We start from the raw sequence: 25751 nt of genomic DNA, 5'->3' as shown, positions 1-25751 counted from the left end.
TGGATTCATGAAGCATATCGTCAAGAACATTCACTTCGTGGGCATCGGCGGCGCCGGCATGAGCGGCATCGCCGAGGTCCTGCTGAACCTGGGCTACAAGGTCTCCGGTTCCGACATGGGCAGCAACGCTGCCACGCAGCGCCTGAGTTCGCTCGGCGCCAAGGTGATGCACGGCCATGATGCGGCCAATGTCGACGGCGTCAATGCGGTGGTGATCTCCACCGCCGTGGGCGACGACAATCCGGAAGTGATCGCCGCGCGCGCGCGCCGCATCCCGGTGGTGCCGCGCGCCGTCATGCTGGCCGAGCTGATGCGCCTGAAGCAGGGCGTGGCCATCGCCGGCACGCACGGCAAGACCACCACCACCAGCCTGGTCGCCTCGGTGCTGGCCGAGGGCGGCCTCGATCCCACCTTCGTCATCGGCGGCCGTCTGAATTCGGCCGGCGCCAACGCGCGCCTGGGCACCGGCGACTTCATCGTCGCCGAGGCCGACGAGTCCGATGCTTCCTTCCTGAACCTGTTCCCGGTGATGGAAGTCATCACCAATATCGATGCCGATCACATGGCCACCTACGGCCATGACTTCGCGCGCCTGAAGCAGGCTTTCATCGAGTTCACGCAACGGCTGCCCTTCTATGGCATCGCCGTGCTGTGCGTGGACGATCCCAATGTGCGCGAGATCCTGCCCTTCGTCTCCAAGCCCATCGTGCGCTACGGCTTCGCCGAGGATGCGCAGGTGCGGGCGGTCGACGCGCGCGCGGTCGACGGGCAGATGCACTTCACCGTGCTGCGCCAGCTCAACGGCCATGCCGAGCCACCGCTCGAGGTGGTGCTGAACCTGCCGGGCCTGCACAACGTGCAGAACGCGCTGGCCGCGATCGCCATCGCCACCGAGCTGGAGGTGCCTGACGCCGCCATCGTGAAGGCGCTGCGCGAGTTCCACGGCGTGGGCCGGCGCTTCCAGCGCTACGGAGAAGTGGCCACGGCCGACGGCACCGGCACCTTCACGCTGGTCGACGACTACGGCCACCATCCGGTCGAGATGGCGGCGACCCTGGCGGCGGCACGCGGTGCCTTCCCGGGCCGCCGCCTGGTGCTGGCCTTCCAGCCCCACCGCTATACGCGCACGCGCGACTGCTTCGAGGACTTCGTCAAGGTGCTGGGCAGCGTCGACGCGCTGCTGCTGGCCGAAGTCTACGCGGCCGGCGAGGCCCCCGTGGTGGCGGCCGACGGGCGCGCCCTGACCCGCGCGCTGCGCGTGGCAGCCAAGGTCGAGCCAGTCTTCGTCGAGCACATCGAGGAGATGCCGGCCGCCATCCTGGGCGCGGCGCGTCCCGGCGATGTCGTGATCACCATGGGCGCCGGTTCGATCGGCGCCGTGCCGGGCCAGGTGGTATCGCGCCAGCAGCCGGCAGGAGGCCAGGCATGAGCTTCGTCGCCCATCCCCAGATCGATCCCCGCTCCCTTGGCAAGGTCGGCGTGCTGTTCGGCGGCCGCTCGGCCGAACGCGAGGTATCGCTGATGTCCGGCCGCGGCGTGCTGGCGGCGTTGCAGTCGCGCGGCGTGGATGCCCATGCCTTCGATCCGGCCGTGCAGGGCGTGGCCGAGCTGGCCGCGGCGGGATTCGACCGCGTCTTCATCGCGCTGCACGGCCGTTACGGCGAGGACGGCACCATGCAGGGCCTGCTCGAGCAGCTCGGCATTCCCTATACGGGCAGCGGCGTGCTGGCCTCGGCCTTGTCGATGGACAAGCAGGCCACCAAGCGGCTGTGGATGACCCACGGCCTGCCGACGCCGCGCTTCGCCATGCTGCGGGCCGGCTCCGACTTCACCGCCGTGGTGGCCGAGCTGGGGCTCCCGCTGATCGTCAAGCCGGCGCGCGAGGGTTCGTCGATCGGCCTGACCAAGGTGACCGACGCGGCGCAGATGCGCGAGGCCTACGAGAAGGCGGCGGCGCTCGACCGCGATGTCATCGCCGAGACCTTCATCGATGGCGCGGAGCTGACCTGCCCGCTGGTAGGGGAGGGCGATGACGCCGCGGCGCTGCCGGTCATCCGCATCGTCGCGCCCGGCGCCAACTACGACTATCAAAATAAGTACTTTACTGACGATACCCAATACCTGTGCCCGTCGGGCCTGCCGGAGGCGCTCGAGCGCGAAGTGCAGGACCTGGCGGTCAATGCCTACCGCGTGCTGGGTTGCCGCGGCTGGGCGCGTGCCGACGTGATGCTGCGCGCCGACGGCAAGCCCTTCCTGCTGGAGATGAACACCTCGCCGGGCATGACCGGCCATTCGCTGGTGCCGATGGCGGCGCGTGCCGCGGGCATCAGCTACGAGGACTTCGTCATGCAGGTGCTGGCCGCGGCGACGCTGGACCTGCAACCGAACGAACACTGGAAGCCCGAGTAGGGCAGGGGGCGCCGGCCGGCGGACGGCGGCGCGCAGACGAAGCCGATATGACTGGAACCGAAGCCGCGCGACGCAAACGGACCGAGCAACGACAGCCGACCAACACCTGACCGAATCTGACCGACACCTGACATGTGGCACAACGCACGCCTGCTCAACCTGATCGCTTCCACGCTCTATGTGCTGGTGGCGCTGATGGCGCTCGCGGCCGGCCTGCTGTGGCTGGCCCAGCGGCCGGTGTTCGCCATCACCCATGTCGACGTGAGCGGTCTGGACGGCGCGGTGCTGCGCCACGTCAACGCGCCCAGCGTGCGCACCAACGCCCTGGGCAAGCTGAACGGAAACTTCTTCACGCTGGACCTGAACGCGGCGCGCCAGGTGTTCGAGTCGGTGCCCTGGGTGCGCCGCGCCAGCGTGCGCCGCGAATGGCCCAACGGCCTGGCGGTCGAGGTCGAGGAGCACGAGGCGCTCGGTACCTGGGGCGGCGCCGACAGCGGCAGGCTGATCAATACCTACGGCGAAGTCTTCGTGGCCAACACGGCCGAGGCAGAGGAGGATGCCCAGCTGCTGGCGCTGGAAGGCCCGACCGACAGCGAGGAAGACGTGGTCGAGAAGCTGGAGACCATGCGCGAGTGGTTCAAGCCGCTGCAGGCAGAGCCGCTCGCGGTGTCGCTGTCCGCCCGCTATGCCTGGCGCGCCAAGCTCTCCAACGGCATGGTGGTGGAGCTGGGGCGCGAGCAGAACGAAGAGGATCGCGCCGCCATGGAGCAGCGCGTCAAGCGTTTCGTGGCGGCGTGGCCGGAGGTCACCAGGCAGTGGGGCAAGCAGGTCGAGTACGCCGACCTGCGCTATCCCAACGGTTTTGCCATCCGTGCCGCCAATATCCGCTTCCTGACCGATGCCCAGGTGGCGGCCGCGGCGAAGGCCAAGGCATCGCCGGCGAAGGCGGGCACTACCAATAGCAGCAACCCCAACAATACGACGCGACTGAAGAGCAAGAACGCGGAGAAATCGCGATGAGCAAGGAATACAAGGACCTCCTGGTCGGTCTCGACATCGGCACCTCGAAGGTGGCGGCGGTGGTCGCGGAACTGCGCCCCGACGGCAGCTACGAAGTGATCGGGATGGGCCAGGCCGAGTCCAAGGGGCTGAAGAAGGGGGTCGTGGTCAACATCGAGGCCACCGTGCAGTCGATCCAGCGGGCGCTGGAAGAGGCCGAACTGATGGCCGACTGCAAGATCTCCGAGGTCTTCACCGGCATCGCCGGCAGCCATATCCGCAGCTTCAACTCGAGCGGCATGGTGGCGATCAAGGACAAGGAAGTCACGCAGACGGACGTGGCCCGGGTGATCGAGACGGCCAAGGCGGTCAACATCCCGACCGACCAGCAGATCCTGCACATCCTGACCCAGGAATTCATCATCGATGGCCAGGAGGATGTGCGCGAGCCGATCGGCATGAGCGGCATCCGCCTGGAAGTGAAGGTGCACATCGTCACCGGCGCGGTCAGTGCGGCGCAGAACATCGTCAAGTGCGTACGCCGCTGCGGCCTGGAAGTGCACGACCTGATCCTGCAGCCGCTGGCTTCCAGCCTGGCGGTGCTGACCGAGGACGAGAAGGAACTGGGCGTGGTGCTGGTCGACATCGGCGGCGGCACCACCGATATCGCCATCTTCAGCGAAGGGGCGATCCGCCACACCGCGGTGATTCCCATCGCCGGCGACCAGATCACCAACGACATCGCGATGGCGCTGCGTACGCCGACGCCGGATGCCGAGGACATCAAGATGCAGTACGGCATCGCCAAGCAGGCGATCGCCGATCCGGACGACATGATCGAGGTGCCGGGCGTCGGCGACCGCGGCACGCGCACGCTGTCGCGCCAGGCGCTGGCGGCGGTGATCGAGCCGCGCATCGAGGAACTGTATTCCCTGGTGCACCAGGTGGTGCGCGAGTCCGGCTATGAAGAACTGCTGTCGTCGGGCGTGGTGATCACCGGTGGCACGGCGATGATGCCGGGCATGGTCGAGCTGGGCGAGGACATCTTCCTCAAGCCGGTGCGTGTCGGTGTGCCCGAGTATCGCGGCAACCTGCACGAGGTGGTCAAGAGCCCGCGCTACTCGACGGTGATGGGTCTGTTGCTCGAAGGGCGCGTGCAGCGCATGCGCGGGCGCAAGGTCGCCGTGCAGAGCGGCTCGGTCAAGCAGGTATGGGGCCGCATGAAGGAATGGTTCGTCGGCAACTTCTGAGTTGCCGCGGCCGGCAGTACGCAACAGGTTCGCAAGGTAGAAGTTTTCTTTTCAATCTTTGGTTTCTTGTTCAGGAACCAAGGGCTGCGGCGGGGAGGCCGCAGCGTTTGGGGACTGATTCTTCTTGGAGGCAGTGATGGACTTTGACATGATCGAAACGGAAATGCAGGACGGCACCATCATCAAGGTGGTTGGCGTGGGCGGCGCGGGCGGCAACGCCGTGCAGCACATGATCAACCGCGGCGTGCAGGGTGTGGAGTTCATCTGCATGAATACCGATGCCCAGGCGCTCAAGCGCTCGTCGGCGGAGCGCGTGCTGCAGCTCGGCAACAGCGGTCTCGGCGCCGGCGCCAAGCCTGAGGTCGGCCGCAACTGCGCCGAGCAGGCGCGCGATCAGATCGCCGATGCCCTGCGCGGCGCGCACATGGTCTTCATCACTGCCGGCATGGGCGGCGGCACCGGTACCGGCGCCGCACCGATCGTGGCGCAGGTGGCGAAGGAAATGGGCATCCTGACCGTGGGTGTCGTCAGCAAGCCGTTCGAGTTCGAAGGTGCCCGCCGCGCCAAGGTCGCCGAAGCCGGCTCGGGCGAGCTCGAGGCCTGCGTTGACTCGCTGATCGTCGTGCTCAACGAGAAGCTGTTCGAAGTGATGGGCGACGACGCCGAGATGGACAAGTGCTTCCAGTGCGCCGACGACGTGCTGCACAACGCCGTGGCCGGCATTGCCGAGATCATCAATGTCGATGGCCTGGTCAACGTCGACTTCGAGGACGTCAAGACGGTCATGGGCGAGCAGGGCAAGGCCATGATGGGCACGGCCACCGTGTCCGGCGTGGACCGCGCCCGCCTGGCCGCCGAGCAGGCCGTCGCCAGCCCGCTGCTGGAAGGCGTGGACCTGTCGGGCGCGCGCGGCGTGCTGGTCAACATCACCGCCAGCCATTCGCTGAAGCTGTCGGAGACCAAGGAAGTCATGAACACCATCCGCAGCTACGCGGCGGAAGATGCCACGGTGATCTTCGGCACGGTGTACGACGACTCCATGGGCGACGCACTGCGCGTGACCGTGGTGGCGACCGGCCTGGGCCGCTCGGCGAAGAAGCAGCAGCCGATGACGCTGCTGAAGACCGGTACCGACAACATGCCGGTGCAGATGATGGCCAGCATCGCCCCGACCGTGACGCAGACGCCCGACTACAGCGGCCTCGACACGCCGGCGGTGTGGCGCAGCTCGCGCGAGTCGGCGTCGGCTCACGTGGCGGCGCTGCAGGAAAAGGGCGTCGACACCTACGACATCCCGGCCTTCCTGCGCAAGCAGGCTGACTGAGCCGGCCCGGCAGGGCGGCATGCTCGCCAGCCGGCCGGCTGGCCAGCGATCCGATGCGGCGATGCACGCAGGCGCTCCCTCGCCCGTGCCTGGCCCGGATCGTACTGGCCCGCCTCGCCAGCGCGGCGGCACCCGCTTGTGCTGAAGCCTGCCTCCTGAGCCATCCCGTCGCCGGGACAGGCGTGCCACGGCCGCCTCCCCGGATCCGGTTTCCCGCCTTCCTGGCCGGGATGGGCCGCTGTCCGCGCGCCGCACCGAGAGGTGCGGCGCGCGGCGCATTCCGGACCTGCACATTGCCTGCGTATGCGCTCCGCGCCGCAGGTGGGATGCCGTCCTTGCTGCTTTGAGCGCGGCCAGCAGCGACCTACTATGATGCAGACTGTCGCTTCACGACAAAGCTGTCGTGCGCGCCCGTTTTCCGTCTCGTCGCGCCGGCAATTCCGATCCACACATTGATGAACAGAGTTGAGCGCATGATTGCCATCGGAGACCGCGTACCCGACGCGACCCTGACCGAATTCCTGGACGCCGAGCGCGAAGGCTGCAGCCTCGGTCCCAATGCCTTTGCCGTGTCCGATCTGGTGCGCGGCCGCAAGATCCTCGTATTCGGACTCCCGGGTGCGTTCACGCCGACTTGTTCGGCCAAGCACGTGCCCGGCTATGTGGCGCAGGCCGAGGCCTTGCGTGCGGCCGGTGTCGACGAGGTCTGGTGCGTGTCTGTCAACGACGCCTTCGTGATGGGTGCCTGGGGCCGTGAGCAACAGGTCGGCGGCAAGGTCCGCATGATGGGCGACGGCAGTGCGCACTGGACGCGGGCGCTGGGCCTGGACCAGGACCTGGATGCGCGCGGCATGGGCGTGCGCTCGAAGCGCTACGCGATGCTGATCGATGACGGCGTGGTCAAGGTGCTCCAGGTGGAAGCACCGGGCGAGTTCCGTGTCAGCAGCGCTGAGGCCATGCTGGAGGCGTTGCGCGGGTAAGACACCGGCGGGGCGGTCAGGACATGAGTGTGCCTGATATGCTACATGTCCGAGCCGCCTAACACGACGAAACAAAATGGTGCAGCGCGGGAGGCGAAGCAGTGGTAAGATTACTTATTGAATCAAATAGTTGATAGATTTTAATAATAACTGAGGCCGTCATGCTCAAACAGCGCACCATCAAATCCCTGGTGAAGACGGTCGGCATCGGTTTGCACTCGGGGCGCAAGGTCACGCTGACGCTGAGACCCGCTGCCGCCGATGTCGGCATCGTGTTCACCCGCGTCGATCTGCCCGAGCCGGTGGAAATCCCCGCTTCGGCCATGGCGATCGGCGACACGCGCCTGGCCTCGGTGCTGCAGAAGGATGGTGCGCGCGTTTCCACGGTCGAGCACCTGATGTCGGCCTGCGCCGGCCTGGGCATCGACAACCTCTATGTCGACGTCGATGCCGAAGAGATCCCGATCCTGGATGGCAGCGCCTCCTCCTTCGTGTTCCTGCTGCAGTCGGCCGGCATCGAAGAGCAGCCGGCGGCCAAGCGCTTCATCCGGGTCAAGAAGCCGGTGGAAGTGCGCGAAGGCGACAAGCTGGCCCGGCTGGAGCCCTATTTCGGCTTCAAGCTGAGCTTCACCATCGACTTCCGCCACCCGGCGGTCGACAAGACCGGCCAGACCTTCTCCATCGATTTCGCCGATACCAGCTACGTGCGCGAGATCGCGCGCGCGCGCACCTTCGGCTTCGCCCACGAGTTCGAGGCCCTGCGCGAGATGGGCCTGGCGCGCGGCGGCAGCCTGGACAACGCCATCGTGCTGGACGAACATCGCATGCTCAACAACGAGGAGTTGCGCTACGGCGACGAGTTCGTGCGCCACAAGATCCTCGATGCGATCGGTGACCTGTACGTGGTGGGCCATCCGGTGATCGGCGCCTATGTAGCGCACAAGTCCGGCCACGGCATGAACAACCAGCTGCTGCGGGCCTTGCTGGCGGACCAGGAGGCCTACGAGATCGTCACCTTCGATCGTGTGGAGGATGCGCCGCACGCCTTCCTGCCGCAGGCGCAGCCGGCCTTCGGCTGAAGCGTGTGCCGGGCGGGTCCCGGTACACAGAACTCGCAAAAGACAAAGGCCGATCCTGCGATCGGCCTTTTTTGCTGGCGGGCGGCGCCGGCGGTTCGATGCCGCGCGGTGGACCGGCAGCGGATCAGCGATGCTGCGACAGCAAGGTCTGCAGCGCATCGCGCAGCGGCGATGCCGGCAGCTGACCGGCCAGCTCGCCGAGGCTGGCCAGCCCCGCGGCCGACATGCGGCCGGTGCGCGGCCGTGCGACCGGCGGAGCGTCCCACTCATCGCGGCGCCCGACCTCGGGCTGGACCCGCACGCGGATGGTGGTGATGGCCGAGCCGCGTTCCTGCAGCCGCGTCAGCAGCGTCGGCACGATCTGGCGTACCCGCGCCGCGGCCGCGCCGTGGGCGGCCAGCAGCAACAGGGCCTGCTCCTGCGGATTGCCACGGTTGTCCCGTTTGACGCCGGCCACGGCGATGCCGGCCCGCAGGCCGGGGGGGAGCAGCGCCAGCACCTCGCCCTCCAGGTCGGCCAGTTCACGTGCGGTCCGCATCAGCACCGAGACGGGGCCGGCCTTGTCCAGCCAGTCGTGGAGCGGCTTGGCGGCGGGTGTCTTGACGGCGTGGTGGGTGAACAGGCGCATGCGTACATTCTAGCGCGAGCGGCAGTTCGCCAGGCGCGGGCGGGACGGGCGCGGGTGCACTTGAACCCTGGCGGCGCGCCCCGATCTGAGCTAGTGTCCTGATTCTTCAGTTCGTGGCATCACTCAGTCTGACGAGAAGACCCGAGAAGACCCGAGAAGACGTGCGAGGCCAGCAACGAAGCGCAACCCGGCTAGGGCCTTGCGAACATTCGTGACGACGCATCGCGCGGCTTATCGGCGGATTTGCTCAACGGATTTGTGCATCGGGACACCGCAGCGGCAGGCGCCGCGGGGCCGTCCCGGCAAGGGCCGCGGCCCCCGGCGGCGCGCCTGTGGCGGCCTGGGCGCGCGGGCCGCCGGCTGCCCAGGAATTGCCACGCGCGCATGATAAACTCGGCGTTTTGCGCCAACTCTCCATATCCTCGCGCGGCCAACCCCCCGGTCCAGCCGTCGTGCCGGCGGCCAGGCCGGTTCCGCGCAGGTGAAAGCAATCGATGATCACGGGCCTCCTGAAGAAAGTCTTCGGCAGCCGCAACGAGCGGCTGATCAAACAATATCGCCGGACCGTCGCGCAGATCAATGCGCTGGAGCCCCAGTTCGAGAAGCTGTCGGACGAGGCGCTGCGGGGCATGACGGAGACTTTCCGCCAGCGCCACGCCGCCGGCGAGTCGCTGCAGGCGTTGCTGCCCGAAGCCTTCGCGGTGTGCCGCGAGGCCAGCAAGCGCGTGATGAAGATGCGCCACTTCGACATGCAGCTGATCGGCGGCATGGTGCTCAACGACAACAAGATCGCCGAAATGCGCACCGGCGAGGGCAAGACCCTGACCGCCACGCTGGCGGTCTACCTGAACGCCATCACCGGCAAGGGCGTGCACGTGGTCACGGTCAACGACTACCTGGCCCAGCGCGACGCGGAGTGGATGGGGCGCCTGTATAACTTCCTCGGTCTGTCGGTGGGCGTGAACCTGTCGCAGATGCCGCACGACCAGAAGCAGTCGGCCTACAACGCCGACATCACTTACGGCACCAACAACGAGTTCGGCTTCGACTACCTGCGCGACAACATGGTCTACGACCCGTCGCAGCGCGTGCAGCGCCCGCTGCACTACGCCATCGTCGACGAAGTGGACTCGATCCTGATCGACGAGGCGCGCACGCCGCTGATCATCTCGGGCCAGGCGGAGAACCATACCGACCTGTACCAGCGCATGAACGGCATTCCCAAGCTGCTGGAACGCCAGATCGGCGAGGAGAAGGCCGACGGCACCGGGGTGGAGAAGCCGGGCGACTACTATGTCGACGAGAAGGGCCACCAGGTCTACCTGACCGAGTCCGGGCACGAGAAGGCCGAGCGCATCATGTCCGAGATGGGCCTGATCGGCGAGGGCGAGTCGCTCTACGCGCCGCAGAACATCACGCTGATGCACCACCTGTACGCCGCGCTGCGCGCCTACAGCCTATTCCACCGCGACCAGCACTACGTGGTGCAGAACGACGAGGTCATCATCGTCGACGAATTCACCGGCCGCCTGATGACCGGCCGCCGTTGGTCCGATGGCCTGCACCAGGCGGTCGAGGCCAAGGAAGGCGTGACCATCCAGCAGGAAAACCAGACGCTGGCCACCATCACCTTCCAGAACTACTTCCGCATGTATGAGAAGCTGGCCGGCATGACCGGCACGGCCGACACGGAAGCCTACGAATTCCAGGAGATCTACGGCCTGGAAGTGGTGGTGATCCCGACCAACCGCCCGGCCCAGCGCAAGGATCTGCAGGACCAGATCTACAAGACCTCCAAGGAGCGCTACGACGCGGTGGTGCGCGACATCCGCGACTGCTACGAGCGTGGCCAGCCGGTGCTGGTGGGTACCACCTCGATCGAGACCTCGGAGTACCTGTCGGACCTGCTGAACAAGGAAAAGCTGCCGCACCAGGTGCTCAACGCCAAGCAGCACGCGCGCGAGGCCGAGATCGTCGCACAGGCGGGCCGGCCCAAGATGATCACCATCGCCACCAACATGGCCGGCCGCGGTACCGACATCGTGCTGGGCGGCAACGTGGAGAAGCAGTCCGGCTTCATCGAGGCGGACGCCGGCCTGTCGGACGACGAAAAGGCGGCGCGCATCGCCAAGCTGAAGGACGAGTGGAAGTCGCTGCACGAGCAGGTCAAGGCTTCCGGCGGCCTGCACATCGTCGGCACCGAGCGCCACGAGTCGCGCCGTATCGACAACCAGCTGCGCGGCCGTGCCGGCCGCCAGGGCGATCCGGGCTCCTCGCGCTTCTACCTGTCGCTGGATGACCAGCTGCTGCGCATCTTCGCCGGTGATCGCGTGCGCGCGATCATGGAACGACTGAAGATGCCCGAAGGCGAACCGATCGAGGCCGGCATCGTGACCCGTTCGATCGAATCGGCGCAGCGCAAGGTGGAAGGCCGCAACTTCGACATCCGCAAGCAGCTGCTGCAGTACGATGACGTCGCCAACGACCAGCGCAAGGAAATCTACAAGCTGCGCAACGAGGTGCTCGAGGCGCAGGATGTCGGCGAGATGGTGCGGAACCTGCGCGAGAGCGTGCTGGAGGAGCTGTTCCACGAGCACGTGCCGGCCGACACCATGGAAGAACAATGGGACATCAGCGGCCTCGAGACGCGGCTGCGCGATGACTGGGGGCTGGAGCTGCCGCTGGCGAAGACCATCGAGGCCGCGCAGAGCATCGAGGACGAGCAGCTGCTGACCATGGTGATGGGCGCCGCCAACGAGCGCTACGACGGCAAGGTCGCGCAGGTCGGCCGCGAGGCCTTCGCCGGCTTCGAGCGCTCGGTCATGCTGCAGAGCATCGACACGCACTGGCGCGAGCACCTGGCGGCGCTGGATCACCTGCGCCAGGGCATCCACCTGCGCGGCTACGCACAGAAGGATCCCAAGCAGGAATACAAGCGCGAATCGTTCGAACTGTTCGGCCGCCTGCTGGACGTGATCAAGAACGAGGTCACGCGCGTGATCTTCAACGTGCAGATCCAGTCGCCCGAAGAGCTGGAACAGGCATCGGAGCAGATCGAGGAGGGCCTGTCCCACCTGGAGAACCTGCAGTTCAAGCACGAAGAGCTGGGCGAAGGCGGCGAGCCGCTCGAGGACGGACAGCCGGCGCGCTCGGCGATTGCCGCCGGGGCCGCGGCAGCGGCCGCCGGCCAGCCGAAGGTGGGCCGCAACGATCCCTGCCCCTGCGGCTCGGGCAAGAAGTACAAGCAGTGCCATGGCAAGCTGAGCTGAAGCCAGGCGCACGGCAGGACCGATATGCCCGCGCAAGCGGGCATATTCGTCAGGCGGGCCGTATCGCTGCCGTGCCGCCGCGCCGATGCGGCCGCAGCCCGGCAGCAGGAGGGCGGGGCGCGGGCGCGTGCCGCCGCATTCGACACATCGAGCATCACAGCACACAGAGGAAACATCATGGCCGTCAACCTGCCGCTGCCCCGCGCGGAAGACCTGAAACCCGTAGCCGGCTTCGAGCTGGGCTGGGCCGAGGCGGGCATCCGCAAGGCCAACCGCAAGGACGTGCTGGTCGCGCGCGTGGCCGAGGGCAGCACCGTGGCCGGCGTGTTCACCCGCAACCGCTTCTGCGCGGCACCGGTGCAGGTCTGCCGTGAGCACCTTGCCGCCGGCAAGGGCATCCGTGCGATCGTGGTCAATACCGGCAATGCCAACGCCGGTACCGGCGAGCCCGGCCTGGCCAATGCCCGCGCCACCTGCGAAGCGCTGGCCAAGGCACTGGGCATCGCGCCGGAACAGGTGCTGCCCTTCTCGACCGGGGTGATCCTCGAGCCGCTGCCGGTCGACCGCTTGGTCGCGGGGCTGCCGGCCGCCATCGCCAACGCGCGCGCCGACAACTGGCTGGCCGCGGCCGAATCGATCATGACCACCGACACCCAGCCCAAGGCGGCTTCGCGCACGGTGCAGATCGACGGCAAGACGGTCACGCTGTCCGGCATCAGCAAGGGCGCCGGCATGATCCGCCCGAACATGGCCACCATGCTGGGCTTCATCGCCATGGACGCCGCCGTCGCGCAGCCGGTGCTGCAGGCCCTGGTGTCGTATGCGGCCGACCATTCCTTCAACAGCATCACCATCGACGGCGACACCTCGACCAACGACTCCTTCGTGCTGGTTGCCACCGGCAAGGCCGGCGTCGCCGTGGAGCGCGCCGACGGCGCGGCCTTCGAGGCGCTGCGCGAAGCGGTCACCTCGCTGGCGCAGGAACTGGCGCAGATGATCGTGCGCGACGGCGAAGGCGCCACCAAATTGATGACGATCCGCGTCGAAGGCGGTGCGAACGTCGCCGAATGCCGCCAGATCGCCTATGCAGTGGCGCACTCGCCGCTGGTGAAGACGGCCTTCTATGCCTCCGATCCCAACCTGGGCCGCATCCTGGCCGCAGTCGGCTACGCTGGCGTGGACGACCTGGACGTCGATCGCGTCAACCTGTGGCTGGACGACGTCTGGGTCGCCCGCGATGGCGGCCGTCATCCGGAATACCGCGAAGAAGACGGCCAGCGCGTGATGAAGCAGGCGGAGATCACCGTGCGCATCGCGCTCGGCCGCGGCGATGCCAGCGCGACTGTCTGGACCTGCGACCTGTCGCACGACTACGTTTCAATCAACGCCGACTACCGTTCCTGAGCCCCGCCCTCCACTGCCAACGGAATCCACGCTGCCATGTCAGACCTCGCCACACGCCTCGATCACTTCCTGTCCCGACTCGAACAATGGCTGCCGCCGCAGCTAGGCGAGGCGGACTGGAAAGAGGCGGTAGCGTTCCGTTGGCGCAAAAGGGAGAGCCTGTTCGGCAAGATCGGCTATCTGCAGGCTATCCGCCAGCTGCCGCCGATCCACCTGGACGACCTGAAGAACATCGAGCGCCAGAAGGACGCGATCGTCGCCAATACGCGCCAGTTCGTGGGTCGCCTGCCGGCCAACAACGTACTGCTGACCGGCGCGCGCGGTACCGGCAAGTCCTCGCTGATCAAGGCTTGCCTGAACGCCTTCGTGGCCGACGGCCTGCGCCTGGTCGAGGTGGACAAGGACGATCTCGGTGACCTCGGCGACATCGTCGAACTGCTGTCGCAGCGTCCCGAGCGCTTCGTCATCTTCTGCGACGATCTCTCTTTCGAGGAAGGCGAGTCGGGCTACAAGTCGCTGAAGTCGGCGCTGGATGGCTCGGTGGCCGCGCAGTCGGACAATGTGCTGATCTACGCCACCTCGAACCGGCGCCACCTGCTGCCGGAGTACATGAAGGACAACGAAAGCTACCGGCATACCGCGGATGGCGAGATCCATCCGGGCGAGGTGGTCGAAGAGAAGATTTCGCTGTCCGAGCGTTTCGGCCTGTGGCTGTCGTTCTACCCGCCCAAGCAGGACGAGTACCTGGCCATCGTCGGCCACTGGCTCAAGCACTTCGGCTGCAGCGACGAAGATATCGCCGCGGCGCGCGGCGATGCGCTGGTGTGGGCACTGGAACGCGGCTCGCGTTCGGGCCGCGTGGCCTGGCAGTTCGCGCGCGACTGGGGCGGCAAGCACGGCCGCCGTGCCGTCGACGAGGCGCAGTGATGGGTGCTGGGACGGACATCGCGCCGGACGGCGTGCGCAAGGTGACCGAAGTGGCGGTCGGGGTGCTGATGCGCCCCGACGGCAGCTTCCTGCTGGCGCAGCGCCCTGCCGGCAAGCCCTACGAGGGCTACTGGGAGTTTCCGGGCGGCAAGCTGGAGCCTGGCGAATCGGTTGAGGCGGCGCTGGCCCGCGAACTGCACGAGGAACTCGGCCTCGACGTGACCCGCTGCGAGCGCTGGAAGGTACTCGAGCACGACTATCCGCACGCCTATGTGCGGCTGCACTTCTGCAAGGTGGTCGGCTGGCGCGGCGAGCCCCACGGCCGCGAGGGCCAGGCCTTCGCCTGGCAGCAGGCGCCGGTGTCGGTCGGCCCGCTGCTGCCGGCGACCATCCCGGTGGTGGACTGGCTGGCCGCCGAGGCCGGCTGAGCAGGGCGCCGATTCACGCCCCAGGCGGCCACTGCGGTGCCTAGCGGTCCTGGTCGTCCGGCAGGTCCGGCGACGGCGTTTCCTCGGGCTTACCCCCGATCACATATTTCTCCGCAGCCCAGGCGCCCAGGTCGATCTGCTTGCAGCGTTCGGAGCAGAACGGGCGGAAGCGGCTTTCCGGCACCCAGGCCACATCCTTGCCGCAAGTGGGGCATTTGACGATGGTCGGCATGGTGGTGTGTCTTGTGAGTCGTGTACGACAGGATGGTGCGTCGCGGCCGCTCCCTGCAGGGCAGGGCGGCGCATGACGCCGTGGTCAGAAATTGCAGAGCTTGAGCAGGAAGGGGATGTCCGCGTCGACCGACTTGGGCCTCAGGTCCCCGTCCTGTTGCGTGAAGCGCACCCACAGCATGTACTTGTTGGCGCTCATTTCGGGGATGAAGGCCAGCAGTGATTCATCCAGCAGCACCTGCATCAGCTGGTAGCTGCGTCCGGACAGCATCTGCTGGTAGCTCCCGCCGGTGGCGATCACCTTGCCGCTCTGGCTGGATTCGCGCAGCAGGCGCAGCACAGTGGTCGTGCCCTGCCGCAACGGCATCAGCGGGCGTGCCCACTTGGCCACATCGATGCGCCGGTCTTCGGCCGGGCGTTGCTGCCAGGCATAGTAGGCGGGCAGGTCGAACTCGCAGGTGCCGCCGGGGATGATGGCGCGGCTGCGGATACTGGTCAGCCACTCATTGTCGACCAGCAACTGGCCGGCCTTGCCCACGGTCTGGTTCAGCAGCGCCATGGCCTGCTCGATCTCGCCGATCACTGCGTCGAGCGCCTTCTGGTCGATCTGCGGATTGCTGCGCAGCGACGACAGCGCCTGGCGCTGGCGCTCGAGTTCCTTGATCAGGTCGGTCTTCAGGTCGGCCCTGCCGGCTACGTCGATGATCTCGAATACCGTGGTCAGGGCGACGTGGTGCTGCAGCGCATGATCCTGGGCGAGGAAGAAATCCAGGCGATCGAACAGGTCTTCCAGGCGCAGAAGTGTCCTGATGCGTTCGTTGAAAGGATATTCGTACAGAATCAAGGGAATGTCCGTGCAGCGCGCGGGCTGGCGTGCCGTTTGCGGCGCGGCGCCCGCGTGGAAAACCATTCGGCGCGGGGAACATTCCCGGCGCCGGTCTATCCGGTACAGGTACCGGCGGCTGGCCGGCCCTTGCCTGCCATGATCAGCGCATTCTATGCGAGTCCGCGCTGCGCGACAATGCAGGCTGCCCCAGGGGGGACGACTGTTTCAGTCGGCCGTATGGAGCGGTGCCGCCGCCGCTTGCGAGCGGTACAGCCGGTCCAGCCGCTCGACTTGCGGCGCAAGCGCCTCGGGCCGGCCCTCGTTGTCGATCACGTCGTCCGCCTGCGCCAGGCGCTGCGCACGCGTGGCCTGCCGCGCCATGATGGCTTCCACCTGGGGCCGGGTGAAGCCGTTGCGGGACATCACCCGAGCCACCTGGGTCGCTTCGCTGCAATCGACCACCAGGACGCGCCCGACCCGCTGGCGCCAGCTTCCCGACTCGACCAGCAGCGGCACCACATAGATCAGGTAGGGATGGCGGCCGCCGGCGCGCACGGCGGCGGCGCGGCTCTCGGTGAGCTGGCGGATCAGCGGGTGGGTGATGGCTTCCAGGCGCGCTTTCGCCGCCGGGTCGGCAAAGACCAGCGCGCGCATCGCGTCGCGGTCCATGGCGCCGTCCGGGCGCAGGCACTGCGGCCCGAAGGCCTCGACCAGGGCGGGGATGGCCAGCCCATGCGGCGCCGTGATCTCGTGGGCGAGCAGGTCGGTATCGATGATCGCGGCGCCGCGCGCGGCGAACAGGTCGGCCACGCGGGTCTTGCCAGAGCCGATGCCTCCGGTCAGTCCGATTTCTAGCATGGTGATGTGCGGTGTGTACTGTGTATGCCGAGCAAGGAGCCCGTGGCAGTGAGTCTAGCCCGGCACGCCCAGCGCGAGCGGCAGCGCGCCGGCCCCCAGGAACAGTACCAGCAGGCCCGCTCCGGCGATGAACGGACCGAAGGGGAAGGGCGTGTCGCGATGCTGCCGGCGCAGTGCGATGCGGACGAGGCCGAACAGCAGGCCGACCACGGAGGACAGCAGCACCAGCGCGGGCAGCGCCTGCCAGCCGAACCAGGCACCGAGCGCCGCCATCAGCTTGAAGTCGCCGTAGCCCATGCCCTCCTTGCCGCGCACCAGCTTGAAGAGCCAGTAGACGCTCCACAGCAGCAGGTAGCCGGCTGCCGCGCCGATCACGGCGTCGGCCAGCGAGGCGAACACGCCCGCCAGGTTGAGCAGCAGGCCGAGCCACAGCAGCGGCTGGGTCAGCTGGTCGGGCAGCAGCTGGGTATCGGCGTCGATCATGGTCAGCGCCAGCAGCGTCCACACCAGGACCAGCGCCGCCAGGCCCTGCCAGGTCGGCCCGAAGTGCCAGGCGGCCAGCACGCTCAGCACCCCGCTGGCGAGTTCCACCAGCGGATAGCGCGCCCCGATCGGTGCGTGGCAGGCCGAACAGCGCCCGCGCAGCAGCAGGTAGCTGAGCACGGGGATGTTCTCCCATGGCGCCAGCGTGTGCCCGCAGTGCGGGCATGCCGATCCCGGCACCGCCAGGTTGTAGCGCGACGGATGGGGCAGCGGCTCGCCGCGCAGCTCGGCGATGTAGTTCGCCTCGTCGTGCTCCATCATGCGCGGCAGGCGGTGGATCACCACGTTGAGGAAGCTGCCGACCGCCAGGCCCAGCAGGCCGGCCGCCAGCATCAGGAACCAGCCGGGCAGGGCGGCCAGCGTGGCGATGGTGAAGGCGCCTTGCGGCGAGAATGCGGACACCATGCTTCAGACCACCTGTCCCAGCTTGAAGATCGGCAGGTACATGGCAATCACCATGCCGCCGATCAGTACCCCGAGGATCACGATGATCAGCGGCTCGATCAGGCTGGAGATGGCCGCGACCGCGTCGTCGACCTCGCGCTCGTAGAATTCGGCCACCTTCAGCAGCATATTGTCCAGCGCGCCCGATTCCTCGCCGATCTGCGTCATCTGCAGCACCATATTGTCGAACACGTGGGTGGCCTGCATGGCGTTGGTCAGGCTGGTGCCGATGCGCACCGCCTGTTCGACCTCGCGCGTGGCGTCGTGGTAGACCCAGTTGCCGGCCGCGCCCGCCACCGACTCCATCGACTCCACCAGCGGCGTGCCCGCGGCGAACATGGTGGCCAGGGTGCGCGTCCAGCGCGCGATCACCGCCTTGCGGAACAGGCTGCCGAAGATGGGCATCTTCAGCAGCGCGCGGTCGGTGGCGCGCTGCACCTTCTCCGACTTGCGCAAGGCGCGCAGGTACAGTGCGATGGCCGCCACCGGCACGCCGATGACGATGTACCAGTAGGCCACGAAGAAGTCGGAGATGGCGATCACGAACAGCGTCGGCGCCGGCAGGTTGGCGCCGAAGCTGGCGAACACGCCCTTGAAGGCAGGGATCACGAACAGCATCAGGATCACGGTGACGGCGAAGGCCACGGTCAGCACCGCGATCGGGTAGATCATGGCCGACTTGATCTGGCTTTTCAGCGCGATCGTCTTCTCCATGTACATCGACAGTCGTTCGAGCAGCGCATCCAGGATGCCGCCCTGTTCGCCGGCGTCGATCAGGTTGCAGTAGAGCGTGTCGAAGTAGCGCGGATGGCGCCGGAAGGCCTGCGCCATGCTGCTGCCGGCCTCGATGTCGAAGCGGATCTGCGCCAGCAGCTGGGTGAAGTTCGGGTTGGCATGGCCGCGCGCGATGATGTCGATCGACTGCAGCAGCGGCACGCCTGCCTTGAGCATGGTGGACAACTGGCGCGTGAAGTAGGCGATGTCCTTCTCGGTGATCTTGCGACCGCGCGCCGCGCGGCGGCGCTTCATCTTGACCACCGTCAGGCCCTGCTTGCGCAGCATGGCATTGACTTCGGCCTGGTCCTCCGCGCGCTGTTCCCCGGTGAAGGTCTTGCCCTTGCGGTCCTTGCCTTCCCACTCGAAGATGTACTGCGTCGCCGCCTTGCGCCCCGGCTTGCTCCGCGACGGCGCTGCCGTGCGGGCCGCCGCGGCTGGTGCACGCGTTGCCATGATTGACCCCCGACTGATTGCTTTTGTTTTACATATTGGTCGTCGCCAGCACTTCTTCCAGCGAGGTGACGCCTTGCTTCACCTTCAGCAGGCCGGCTTCCCGCAACGATAGCACGCCGTCGCGGCGCGCCTGCTCGGCGATCTGCAGCGCCGTACCGTGAGACAGGATGATCTGCTGCATCGCCTCGGAGATGGGCATCACCTGGTAGATGCCGCAACGCCCCTTGTAGCCGCTGCCGCTGCAGCGCTCGCAGCCGGCCGGGTGGTAAGGCTGCCAGCTGCCGTCTAGTTCGCTCTCGTGGAAGCCGGCGTCAAGCAGCACGTCGCGCGCCAGGGCGCCCGGCCGCTTGCAGTTGCACAGCCGGCGCGCCAGCCGCTGGGCGGTGATCAGCAGCACGCTGGAGGCGATGTTGAACGGCGCCACGCCCATGTTCATCAGCCGCGTCAGCGTGGTCGGCGCATCGTTGGTATGCAGCGTGGACAGCACCAGATGGCCGGTCTGGGCGGCCTTGATGGCGATGTCCGCGGTCTCCAGGTCGCGGATCTCGCCCACCATGATGACGTCCGGGTCCTGGCGCAGGAAGGAGCGCAGCGCGGCGGCGAAGGTCAGGCCGGCCTTCTCGTTGACGTTGACCTGGTTGATGCCGGGCAGCTGGATTTCGGCGGGATCCTCGGCCGTCGAGATATTGATGTCGCCCTGGTTGAGCAGGTTGAGGAAGGTGTAGAGCGAGACCGTCTTGCCGCTGCCGGTCGGGCCGGTGACCAGGATCATGCCGTAGGGGCGCTTGATGGTCTCGAGCAGCAGCGCCTTCTGCGCGGGCTCGTAGCCGAGCCGGTCGATGTCGAGCTTGTCGGTCGAGGAGTCGAGGATCCGCATGACGATCTTCTCGCCGAACAGTGTCGGCAGCGTCGACACACGGAAATCGATGGCCTTCTCGACCGTCTCCTTGCTGTCCTTGCCGTCCTTGTCCTTTTCCTTCGGCAGCGCGATCAGCAGCTTCATGCGGCCGTCCTGCGGCACGCGTTTCTCGGAGATGTCCAAGCGCGACAGCACCTTGATGCGGGTGGCGATCTTGTCGCGAATGTCCAGCGGGGGGCGGGCCACCTCCAGCAGCACGCCGTCGACGCGGAAGCGCACGCGGTAGAAGGTCTCGAACGGCTCGAAGTGCAGGTCGGATGCGCCCCGGTGGAAGGCCTCGGTCAGCAGCTTGTGCAGGAAGCGCACGACCGGTGCGTCGTCGATGTCGTTGGGCGCCTTGTTGCGCTGGGCTCCCGCCGAGGCGACCGGGTCGTACTCGATCAGCTTGTGCTCGGCCGCCACCGGGCCGGCGGCGCGCAGCGTACTGCTTTCCTCGCCGGCCGAGCGCACGTGCTTCAGCAGCTTGTCGTGCTCGACCACGACCGCGTCGACCGGCAGGTTCAGTTTCTGGCGGATGGCATCGAGGCCGGCCTGGTTGGACGGATCGGAGGTTGCCACGACCAGACGGTTGTCGCGCCGGCCCAGCGGCAGCAGCCGGTGGGCGTGGAACTCGCGGTTGCCGACCAGGGCCGGCGGCACCGTGGCGAAGTTGAACTGGCTGAGGTCCAGCAGCGGGAGCTGGTACTTGTCGGCGGCGAAGGTGGCGAGGTCGCGCGCGCTCATGGTGCCGCTGCCGACGATCTCGTCGATCAGTTGCGACTTCTTTTCCCGCGCGGCCTGTTCGAGCTGGGCGAGAAGGGCCGGAGCGATGCGGCGGCTTTGCGCGAGAGCGAGACCTAGTGTCATGGCGAGGCAGGACGGCCCGCGAGGGCTGCGAGGCAGGGAGCGGGCCCTGGACCGCGGCAGTTTGCAGCCGGGGTCACTTTTTGTAAAGGCAGCCGCCGGTCCTCGTCGGCATTTGCGCGACAGCAGCGCAACCCCGCTTGGGTGGGGGGGGCATCCCGTGCCGCATTGACTGTAGCGGGGCGTGCCTGCCGCGCAGGACACGGATGGCAATGCCGGACGCAGAAAACAAAAAGGCCGCACTGTCGTGCGGCCTTTTTGCGGTCTCGATGACCAGAAACTGGTCGGGGTGAGAGGATTCGAACCTCCGGCCTCTACGTCCCGAACGTAGCGCTCTACCAGGCTAAGCTACACCCCGTTTTCTTGTTTTTCTGCGCTACGACTGTCGTTGCAGCGAGAAAGAACATAAGTCTATCAGCGTTTCCTTCAGTTGGGAAGGGGGAAATTGCATTGCCGCTTTTTCCGCCGCTGCGGCCTCGCGCTGCGCGGCCTGGAAGGTGACCTCCAGCGCGCCGCTGTCGTGGATGGCGGAGAACACGGCATCGAAGTGTTCGGTGCCGCCCTGCACGATAGCTTCGCGCGCGAGCGCGCGCTGCTCGGGCGTGCCGTGCTCGATCAGGTGCAGCAGCGGCAGCGTCGGCTTGCCTTCGCGCAGGTCGTCGCCGGCATTCTTGCCCATCTGCTCGGCGCTGGCCGTGTAGTCGAGCATGTCGTCGATCAGCTGGAAGGCGGTGCCGATGCGCCGGCCGTATTCGGCGGCGGCCTCTTCCAGCGCCGCGTCGGCGCCGGACAGGACCGCGCCGATCTGCGCCGAAGCTTCGAACAGCTTGGCGGTCTTGTAGCGGATCACCTTCAGGTAGCGCTCGACGGTGACGTCCGGGTCGTGCATGTTCAGCAGTTGCAGCACTTCACCTTCGGCGATCACGTTGGTGGCGTTGGAGAGGATCTCCATGATGCGCATGCTGCCGGCCTCCACCATCATCTGGAAGGCGCGCGAATAGAGGAAGTCTCCCACCAGCACGCTAGCGGCATTGCCGAAGGCCGCGTTGGCGGTCTCGCGGCCGCGGCGCAGCTCCGACTCGTCGACCACGTCGTCGTGCAGCAGGGTGGCGGTGTGGATGAACTCCACCACGGCGGCGAGGTCATGGTGGCGGTGGCCATCGTAGCCCAGGGCCCGCGCGACCAGCAGCAGGATCACCGGGCGCAGGCGCTTGCCGCCTGCGCCGATGATGTATTCGCCGATCTGTTCGATCAGGGGCACTTCCGAGGCGAGGCGCCGGCGGATGACTGCGTCGACGGCGCGCATGTCGGCAGCGACCGGGGCAAGCAGGGCAGTGGCGGAAGACTGGGACAAGATGATCACCGTTGCGCAAAACCGGACGATTATATGCGATGGGCGTGTATGTATGTCCGTCTCCAGGCGGGTGTCCCGGTTGCTGTGCGGCGCTGGCGGCGCGGGTGCGAGGGGCGTCGGCGGGCGTGGCTATAATCGGCGCATGGACAAGTCCCGCGACACGACCCGCCGCACCCGCCGCGCCGCCTGGTGGTGCGCCTTCGCCGCGCTGGCCGGCTTCCTGCTGGCCGATCTGGCCTGAGCGGCACAGCCTCGCCGGCGACGCCATGTGCGTGGATCGTCGCTGCCGGGCTATGTACCTGTTTTCTTTGCGCTTTTCTTCATTCTCGTATAGAATGCGCAGTTCTCTCCGGTAGCTTTCGCGAGCTGCGCCGGCCGCGCCACCTCCGTCACGGCGGAGCAGCGTGTCCTGTCCGGCGCGGAGCCTGGCCTCGCGCCAGGATGCGGCTGGTTCGTGCGCAGGTCATGCGCCGATCGTGCACCGGCGGGAGATAACCGGGCCAGCCGGCCGGCACCTCGACCTGTCGATGACAGTGGCATGGTGCAGTGGCACCGGTCTGGCATTCGGCGTTTTATACACATCGAGAGGTTCGACAATGTACGCGGTCGTAAAAACCGGCGGCAAGCAATACAAGGTTGCTGCTGGCGAAAAACTGAAAGTAGAACAGATACCGGCTGACATTGGCGCTGAAATCACGCTCGACCAGGTGCTCGCAGTGGGCGCAGGCGACCAGATCAAGTTTGGTACGCCGCTGGTGAGCGGGGCTTCCGTCAAAGCTACCGTTATCTCCCAAGGTCGTCACGACAAGGTGAAGATCTTCAAGATGCGCCGTCGTAAGCACTACCAGAAGCGTCAAGGCCATCGTCAGAATTACACCGAACTGCGTATCGAAGCCATCGTTGCCTGAGCATCGGCTCAGTCTGCATCGAATTCGAACGTAACCCGGTAAAGCGACAGGAGTTAAGTCATGGCACAGAAAAAAGGCGGCGGTTCTACACGGAACGGCCGCGATTCCGAATCGAAGCGCCTCGGCGTGAAGGTGTTTGGCGGCCAAGCCATCAATGCAGGCGGCATCATCGTGCGCCAGCGCGGTACCCGCGTGCATGCCGGCGACAACGTCGGCGTGGGCAAGGACCACACCCTCTTCGCCCTGGTTGACGGCCACGTGCAGTTCGCCGTCAAGGGCGCTGCGAAGAAGCAGCAGGTCAGCGTCGTTCCGGCAGCCTGATCTCCGCCTTTGCAGCAGGAAGGCCCCGCAACGCTTGCGGGGCTTTTTCTTTTCTGGCGACAATATTGCCGATGTCCGCCATCCGCCGTGGCCGCCTGGTGCCGAAAGGCAGGGCGGCCCGCACCAGCCACGGAAACCCATCATGAAGTTCATCGACGAAGCCCGCATCGAAGCCATCGCCGGCAACGGCGGCAATGGCAGCGCCTCGTTCCGGCGCGAGAAGTTTGTGCCCTTCGGCGGTCCGGATGGCGGTGACGGCGGGCGCGGCGGCAGCGTGTTCGCCGTGGCGGACCGCAACATCAATACCCTGATCGACTTCCGCTACGCCAAGAAGCACGTGGCGCGCAACGGCGAGAACGGCCGCGGCTCGGACTGCTATGGCGCGGCCGGCGAGGACGTCACGCTGCGCATGCCGGTGGGCACCCTGATCACCGACCTCGACAGCGGCGAACTGGTCGCGGACCTGACCGAGCATGGCCAGAAGGTCTGCCTGGCCGAGGGCGGCATGGGCGGCTGGGGCAACCTGCACTTCAAGTCCAGCACCAACCGCGCGCCGCGCCAGCAGGTGGACGGCAAGCCGGGCGAACGCCGCATGCTCAAGCTGGAGCTGAAGGTGCTGGCCGACGTCGGCCTGCTCGGCATGCCCAATGCCGGCAAGTCGACCTTCATCTCGCACGTCTCGAACGCGCGCCCGAAGATCGCCGACTATCCCTTCACCACGCTGCACCCCAACCTGGGCGTGGTGCGCGTCGACCATGAGCAGTCCTTCGTGGTGGCCGACATTCCCGGCCTGATCGAGGGGGCCGCCGAAGGCGCCGGCCTGGGTCACCAGTTCCTGCGCCACCTGCAGCGCACCGGACTGCTGCTGCATATCGTCGACCTGGCCCCCTTCGACGACGCGGTCGACCCGGTCGCCGAGGCGCGCGCGATCGTCAACGAGCTGAAGAAGTACGATGCGACGCTGTACGAGAAGCCGCGCTGGCTGGTGCTGAACAAGCTCGACATGGTGCCGGAAGACGAGCGCGAGGCCCGCGCCAAGGACTTCATCAAGCGCTACAAGTGGAAGGGGCCGGTGTTCCGCATCTCCGCGCTGACCGGCGAAGGCTGCCGTGAGCTGATCTACGCGATCAAGGACCACCTGGCCGCGATCAAGGCCGAGGAAGCTGCCGCGCTGGCCGAGCCGGACGTCCGCCTCGACGATCGCCTGCACAACGTCGAGCGGGACGGCGGCGGGCCGGTCTGAGCCGGGCCGCGCGGCGCAGGCGACGACACCACCAACATAACCATTCCGGGGGAATACGGGCGGCGCCCCGGCGCCTGCCCGGCGGCAGCGTCCCCCACTCCTCGAGACAGGAAGCTCACCATGCAATCGGTCATCGCGCAGGCAAAGCGCATCGTCGCCAAGGTCGGATCCAGCCTGGTGACCAATGATGGCAAGGGCCTGGACCACGACGCCATCGCCCGTTGGGCGGCGCAGATCGCCAGCCTGCGTGCCAGTGGCAAGGAAGTGGTGCTGGTCAGCTCTGGCGCCATCGCGGAAGGCATGCAGCGGCTGGGCTGGAGCAAGCGTCCGAGTGAGATCCACGAGTTGCAGGCGGCCGCCGCAGTCGGCCAGATGGGCCTGGCGCAGGTCTACGAAAGCCAGTTCGGGCTGCATGGCATCCGCACCGCGCAGGTACTGCTGACGCACGCCGACCTTGCCGACCGCGAGCGCTACCTGAATGCGCGCTCGACGCTGGTGACCCTGCTCGGCCTCGGCGTGGTGCCGATCATCAACGAGAACGATACCGTCGTCACCGATGAGATCAAGTTCGGCGACAACGACACGCTGGGCGCGCTGGTGACCAACCTGATCGAAGGCGACGCGCTGGTGATCCTGACCGACCAGCGTGGCCTCTACACGGCCGATCCGCGCAAGGACCCGGCGGCCGAGTTCGTGCACGAGGCGCTGGCCGGTACGCTCGAGCTGGAGGCCATGGCCGGCGGCGCCGGCACGGCCATCGGTCGCGGCGGCATGCTGACCAAGATCCTGGCGGCCAAGCGCGCGGCCAAGTCGGGCGCCCATACCGTGATCGCTTCGGGGCGGGAGCCCCGCGTGCTGGAGCGGCTGGCGGCCGGCGAGGCCATCGGCACCCAGCTGCTGGCGCCGACCGGCCGGCTGACCGCGCGCAAGCAATGGATGACGGATCACCTGCAGCTGCGCGGGCGCCTGGTCATCGACGCGGGCGCGGTGGCCAAGCTGACCGCCAGCGGCACCTCGCTGCTGCCCATCGGCGTGGTCGAGGTGCAGGGCGAGTTCGTGCGCGGCGAAGTGGTTGCCTGTGTCGACCAGGCGGGGCGCGAGGTGGCGCGCGGCATGAGCAACTACTCCAGCGCCGAGGCGCGCCTGATCGCGCGCAAGCCCTCCGCGGAGATCGAGGCCGTGCTCGGGCACGTCAACGAGCCCGAACTCATCCACCGGGACAATCTGGTCCTGATGTAAGGCTGCCGCCGGCTGGGCGGCTCAGCCTCGCGGGCGCGGCGACGCGCCTGGTGTCCTGGATCGCAGATTCATCGGCAGCCCCTGCGGGGCTGCCG

23 protein-coding genes and 1 tRNA gene are annotated in these 25751 nt (G+C 67.1%); 15 read left to right on the top strand and 9 right to left on the bottom strand.

Annotation, left to right across the window (positions count from 1 at the left end):
• Positions 1-7 precede the first annotated feature (7 nt).
• From murC to lpxC, 7 genes are all read left to right on the top strand, one after another.
• Positions 8-1429 carry a UDP-N-acetylmuramate--L-alanine ligase gene (gene murC, locus BKK80_RS18580; RefSeq protein ID WP_071015592.1) on the top strand — a complete coding sequence of 474 codons (1422 nt, stop codon included), beginning with the start codon at positions 8-10 and terminating at the stop codon, positions 1427-1429.
• Positions 1426-2409: a D-alanine--D-alanine ligase gene (locus BKK80_RS18575; protein WP_071070432.1), complete on the top strand. Its 984-nt coding sequence runs from the start codon at positions 1426-1428 to the stop codon at positions 2407-2409. The genes murC and BKK80_RS18575 overlap by 4 nt, the downstream gene beginning before the upstream one ends.
• 132 nt (positions 2410-2541) lie before the next feature.
• A complete protein-coding gene (locus tag BKK80_RS18570) occupies positions 2542-3429 on the top strand; it encodes a cell division protein FtsQ/DivIB (RefSeq protein WP_071015588.1) in 888 nt (295 codons plus the stop codon).
• The gene (ftsA, locus tag BKK80_RS18565; protein WP_071015587.1) at positions 3426-4658 is read left to right on the top strand and encodes a cell division protein FtsA; all 1233 of its coding nucleotides are present in this window, start codon (positions 3426-3428) and stop codon (positions 4656-4658) included. The genes BKK80_RS18570 and ftsA overlap by 4 nt, the downstream gene beginning before the upstream one ends.
• Positions 4659-4794: 136 nt before the next feature.
• Positions 4795-5982, top strand: a complete 1188-nt coding sequence (gene ftsZ, locus BKK80_RS18560; RefSeq protein ID WP_071015585.1) for a cell division protein FtsZ — start codon at positions 4795-4797, stop codon at positions 5980-5982.
• A gap of 473 nt (positions 5983-6455) precedes the next feature.
• Positions 6456-6962 (top strand): peroxiredoxin, encoded by a 507-nt coding sequence (locus BKK80_RS18555; RefSeq protein WP_071015583.1) that lies wholly within the window; start codon positions 6456-6458, stop codon positions 6960-6962.
• 161 nt (positions 6963-7123) lie between these two features.
• Positions 7124-8041, top strand: a complete 918-nt coding sequence (lpxC, locus tag BKK80_RS18550) for a UDP-3-O-acyl-N-acetylglucosamine deacetylase (RefSeq protein WP_071070430.1) — start codon at positions 7124-7126, stop codon at positions 8039-8041.
• 124 nt (positions 8042-8165) lie between these two features.
• On the opposite strand, the gene BKK80_RS18545 is transcribed toward lpxC, so the two are convergent.
• Positions 8166-8669 carry a DciA family protein gene (locus BKK80_RS18545; protein WP_071070428.1) on the bottom strand — a complete coding sequence of 168 codons (504 nt, stop codon included), beginning with the start codon at positions 8667-8669 and terminating at the stop codon, positions 8166-8168.
• 494 nt (positions 8670-9163) lie between these two features.
• Here BKK80_RS18545 and secA point away from each other — a divergent pair, with 494 nt between their 5' ends.
• From secA to BKK80_RS18525, 4 genes are all read left to right on the top strand, one after another.
• Positions 9164-11938: a preprotein translocase subunit SecA gene (secA, locus tag BKK80_RS18540; RefSeq protein ID WP_071015578.1), complete on the top strand. Its 2775-nt coding sequence runs from the start codon at positions 9164-9166 to the stop codon at positions 11936-11938.
• A 177-nt stretch (positions 11939-12115) separates the two neighbouring features.
• Entirely contained in the window at positions 12116-13342 is a 1227-nt protein-coding gene (gene argJ, locus BKK80_RS18535) for a bifunctional glutamate N-acetyltransferase/amino-acid acetyltransferase ArgJ (protein WP_071070426.1), read from the top strand.
• A gap of 36 nt (positions 13343-13378) precedes the next feature.
• The gene (locus BKK80_RS18530; protein WP_071015574.1) at positions 13379-14269 is read left to right on the top strand and encodes an ATP-binding protein; all 891 of its coding nucleotides are present in this window, start codon (positions 13379-13381) and stop codon (positions 14267-14269) included.
• A complete protein-coding gene (locus BKK80_RS18525; protein WP_071015573.1) occupies positions 14269-14697 on the top strand; it encodes an NUDIX domain-containing protein in 429 nt (142 codons plus the stop codon). The genes BKK80_RS18530 and BKK80_RS18525 overlap by 1 nt, the downstream gene beginning before the upstream one ends.
• 40 nt (positions 14698-14737) lie before the next feature.
• Here the strand turns inward: BKK80_RS18525 and BKK80_RS18520 are convergent, their stop codons facing one another.
• From BKK80_RS18520 to ispB, 8 genes are all read right to left on the bottom strand, one after another.
• Positions 14738-14929: a DNA gyrase inhibitor YacG gene (locus tag BKK80_RS18520; protein WP_071015571.1), complete on the bottom strand. Its 192-nt coding sequence runs from the start codon at positions 14927-14929 to the stop codon at positions 14738-14740.
• Between the two features lie 84 nt (positions 14930-15013).
• On the bottom strand, positions 15014-15772 hold the full coding sequence (zapD, locus tag BKK80_RS18515; RefSeq protein WP_071016592.1) for a cell division protein ZapD: 759 nt from the start codon (positions 15770-15772) through the stop codon (positions 15014-15016).
• Positions 15773-15979: 207 nt separating this feature from the next.
• Positions 15980-16612, bottom strand: a complete 633-nt coding sequence (coaE, locus tag BKK80_RS18510) for a dephospho-CoA kinase (protein WP_071015570.1) — start codon at positions 16610-16612, stop codon at positions 15980-15982.
• Between the two features lie 54 nt (positions 16613-16666).
• The gene (locus BKK80_RS18505) at positions 16667-17560 is read right to left on the bottom strand and encodes a prepilin peptidase (protein ID WP_071015568.1); all 894 of its coding nucleotides are present in this window, start codon (positions 17558-17560) and stop codon (positions 16667-16669) included.
• Positions 17561-17563: 3 nt separating this feature from the next.
• On the bottom strand, positions 17564-18829 hold the full coding sequence (locus BKK80_RS18500) for a type II secretion system F family protein (protein ID WP_071015565.1): 1266 nt from the start codon (positions 18827-18829) through the stop codon (positions 17564-17566).
• Between the two features lie 28 nt (positions 18830-18857).
• On the bottom strand, positions 18858-20594 hold the full coding sequence (pilB, locus tag BKK80_RS18495; RefSeq protein ID WP_071070424.1) for a type IV-A pilus assembly ATPase PilB: 1737 nt from the start codon (positions 20592-20594) through the stop codon (positions 18858-18860).
• A gap of 278 nt (positions 20595-20872) precedes the next feature.
• Positions 20873-20949, bottom strand: a tRNA-Pro gene (locus BKK80_RS18490).
• Between the two features lie 18 nt (positions 20950-20967).
• Complete coding sequence (gene ispB, locus BKK80_RS18485) at positions 20968-21897, bottom strand: octaprenyl diphosphate synthase (protein ID WP_071015561.1); 930 nt, start codon at positions 21895-21897, stop codon at positions 20968-20970.
• 644 nt (positions 21898-22541) lie between these two features.
• On the opposite strand from ispB, the gene rplU reads away from it, so the two are divergent.
• The 4 genes from rplU to proB all read left to right on the top strand — a co-directional run bounded on the left by rplU (position 22542) and on the right by proB (position 25656).
• A complete protein-coding gene (gene rplU, locus BKK80_RS18480; RefSeq protein ID WP_006576525.1) occupies positions 22542-22853 on the top strand; it encodes a 50S ribosomal protein L21 in 312 nt (103 codons plus the stop codon).
• A gap of 60 nt (positions 22854-22913) precedes the next feature.
• On the top strand, positions 22914-23174 hold the full coding sequence (rpmA, locus tag BKK80_RS18475) for a 50S ribosomal protein L27 (RefSeq protein ID WP_071015560.1): 261 nt from the start codon (positions 22914-22916) through the stop codon (positions 23172-23174).
• A 142-nt stretch (positions 23175-23316) separates the two neighbouring features.
• On the top strand, positions 23317-24417 hold the full coding sequence (obgE, locus tag BKK80_RS18470) for a GTPase ObgE (protein WP_071015558.1): 1101 nt from the start codon (positions 23317-23319) through the stop codon (positions 24415-24417).
• A gap of 120 nt (positions 24418-24537) precedes the next feature.
• A complete protein-coding gene (proB, locus tag BKK80_RS18465) occupies positions 24538-25656 on the top strand; it encodes a glutamate 5-kinase (protein ID WP_071015556.1) in 1119 nt (372 codons plus the stop codon).
• Positions 25657-25751: the final 95 nt, after the last annotated feature.

This window comes from Cupriavidus malaysiensis (assembly GCF_001854325.1).
Taxonomy (GTDB): domain Bacteria; phylum Pseudomonadota; class Gammaproteobacteria; order Burkholderiales; family Burkholderiaceae; genus Cupriavidus; species Cupriavidus malaysiensis.
Note: the sequence above shows the minus strand (reverse complement) of the source record. Positions and strands in the feature narration are given on the sequence as shown.

Coding starts and splice junctions, on each gene's coding strand:
- murC (WP_071015592.1), top strand. CDS start 8: ATGAAGCATATCGTCAAGAACATTCACTTCGTGGGCATCGGCGGCGCC.
- BKK80_RS18575 (WP_071070432.1), top strand. CDS start 1,426: ATGAGCTTCGTCGCCCATCCCCAGATCGATCCCCGCTCCCTTGGCAAG.
- BKK80_RS18570 (WP_071015588.1), top strand. CDS start 2,542: ATGTGGCACAACGCACGCCTGCTCAACCTGATCGCTTCCACGCTCTAT.
- ftsA (WP_071015587.1), top strand. CDS start 3,426: ATGAGCAAGGAATACAAGGACCTCCTGGTCGGTCTCGACATCGGCACC.
- ftsZ (WP_071015585.1), top strand. CDS start 4,795: ATGGACTTTGACATGATCGAAACGGAAATGCAGGACGGCACCATCATC.
- BKK80_RS18555 (WP_071015583.1), top strand. CDS start 6,456: ATGATTGCCATCGGAGACCGCGTACCCGACGCGACCCTGACCGAATTC.
- lpxC (WP_071070430.1), top strand. CDS start 7,124: ATGCTCAAACAGCGCACCATCAAATCCCTGGTGAAGACGGTCGGCATC.
- BKK80_RS18545 (WP_071070428.1), bottom strand. CDS start 8,669: ATGCGCCTGTTCACCCACCACGCCGTCAAGACACCCGCCGCCAAGCCG.
- secA (WP_071015578.1), top strand. CDS start 9,164: ATGATCACGGGCCTCCTGAAGAAAGTCTTCGGCAGCCGCAACGAGCGG.
- argJ (WP_071070426.1), top strand. CDS start 12,116: ATGGCCGTCAACCTGCCGCTGCCCCGCGCGGAAGACCTGAAACCCGTA.
- BKK80_RS18530 (WP_071015574.1), top strand. CDS start 13,379: ATGTCAGACCTCGCCACACGCCTCGATCACTTCCTGTCCCGACTCGAA.
- BKK80_RS18525 (WP_071015573.1), top strand. CDS start 14,269: ATGGGTGCTGGGACGGACATCGCGCCGGACGGCGTGCGCAAGGTGACC.
- BKK80_RS18520 (WP_071015571.1), bottom strand. CDS start 14,929: ATGCCGACCATCGTCAAATGCCCCACTTGCGGCAAGGATGTGGCCTGG.
- coaE (WP_071015570.1), bottom strand. CDS start 16,612: ATGCTAGAAATCGGACTGACCGGAGGCATCGGCTCTGGCAAGACCCGC.
- BKK80_RS18505 (WP_071015568.1), bottom strand. CDS start 17,560: ATGGTGTCCGCATTCTCGCCGCAAGGCGCCTTCACCATCGCCACGCTG.
- BKK80_RS18500 (WP_071015565.1), bottom strand. CDS start 18,829: ATGGCAACGCGTGCACCAGCCGCGGCGGCCCGCACGGCAGCGCCGTCG.
- pilB (WP_071070424.1), bottom strand. CDS start 20,594: ATGACACTAGGTCTCGCTCTCGCGCAAAGCCGCCGCATCGCTCCGGCC.
- ispB (WP_071015561.1), bottom strand. CDS start 21,897: ATGCGCGCCGTCGACGCAGTCATCCGCCGGCGCCTCGCCTCGGAAGTG.
- rplU (WP_006576525.1), top strand. CDS start 22,542: ATGTACGCGGTCGTAAAAACCGGCGGCAAGCAATACAAGGTTGCTGCT.
- rpmA (WP_071015560.1), top strand. CDS start 22,914: ATGGCACAGAAAAAAGGCGGCGGTTCTACACGGAACGGCCGCGATTCC.
- obgE (WP_071015558.1), top strand. CDS start 23,317: ATGAAGTTCATCGACGAAGCCCGCATCGAAGCCATCGCCGGCAACGGC.
- proB (WP_071015556.1), top strand. CDS start 24,538: ATGCAATCGGTCATCGCGCAGGCAAAGCGCATCGTCGCCAAGGTCGGA.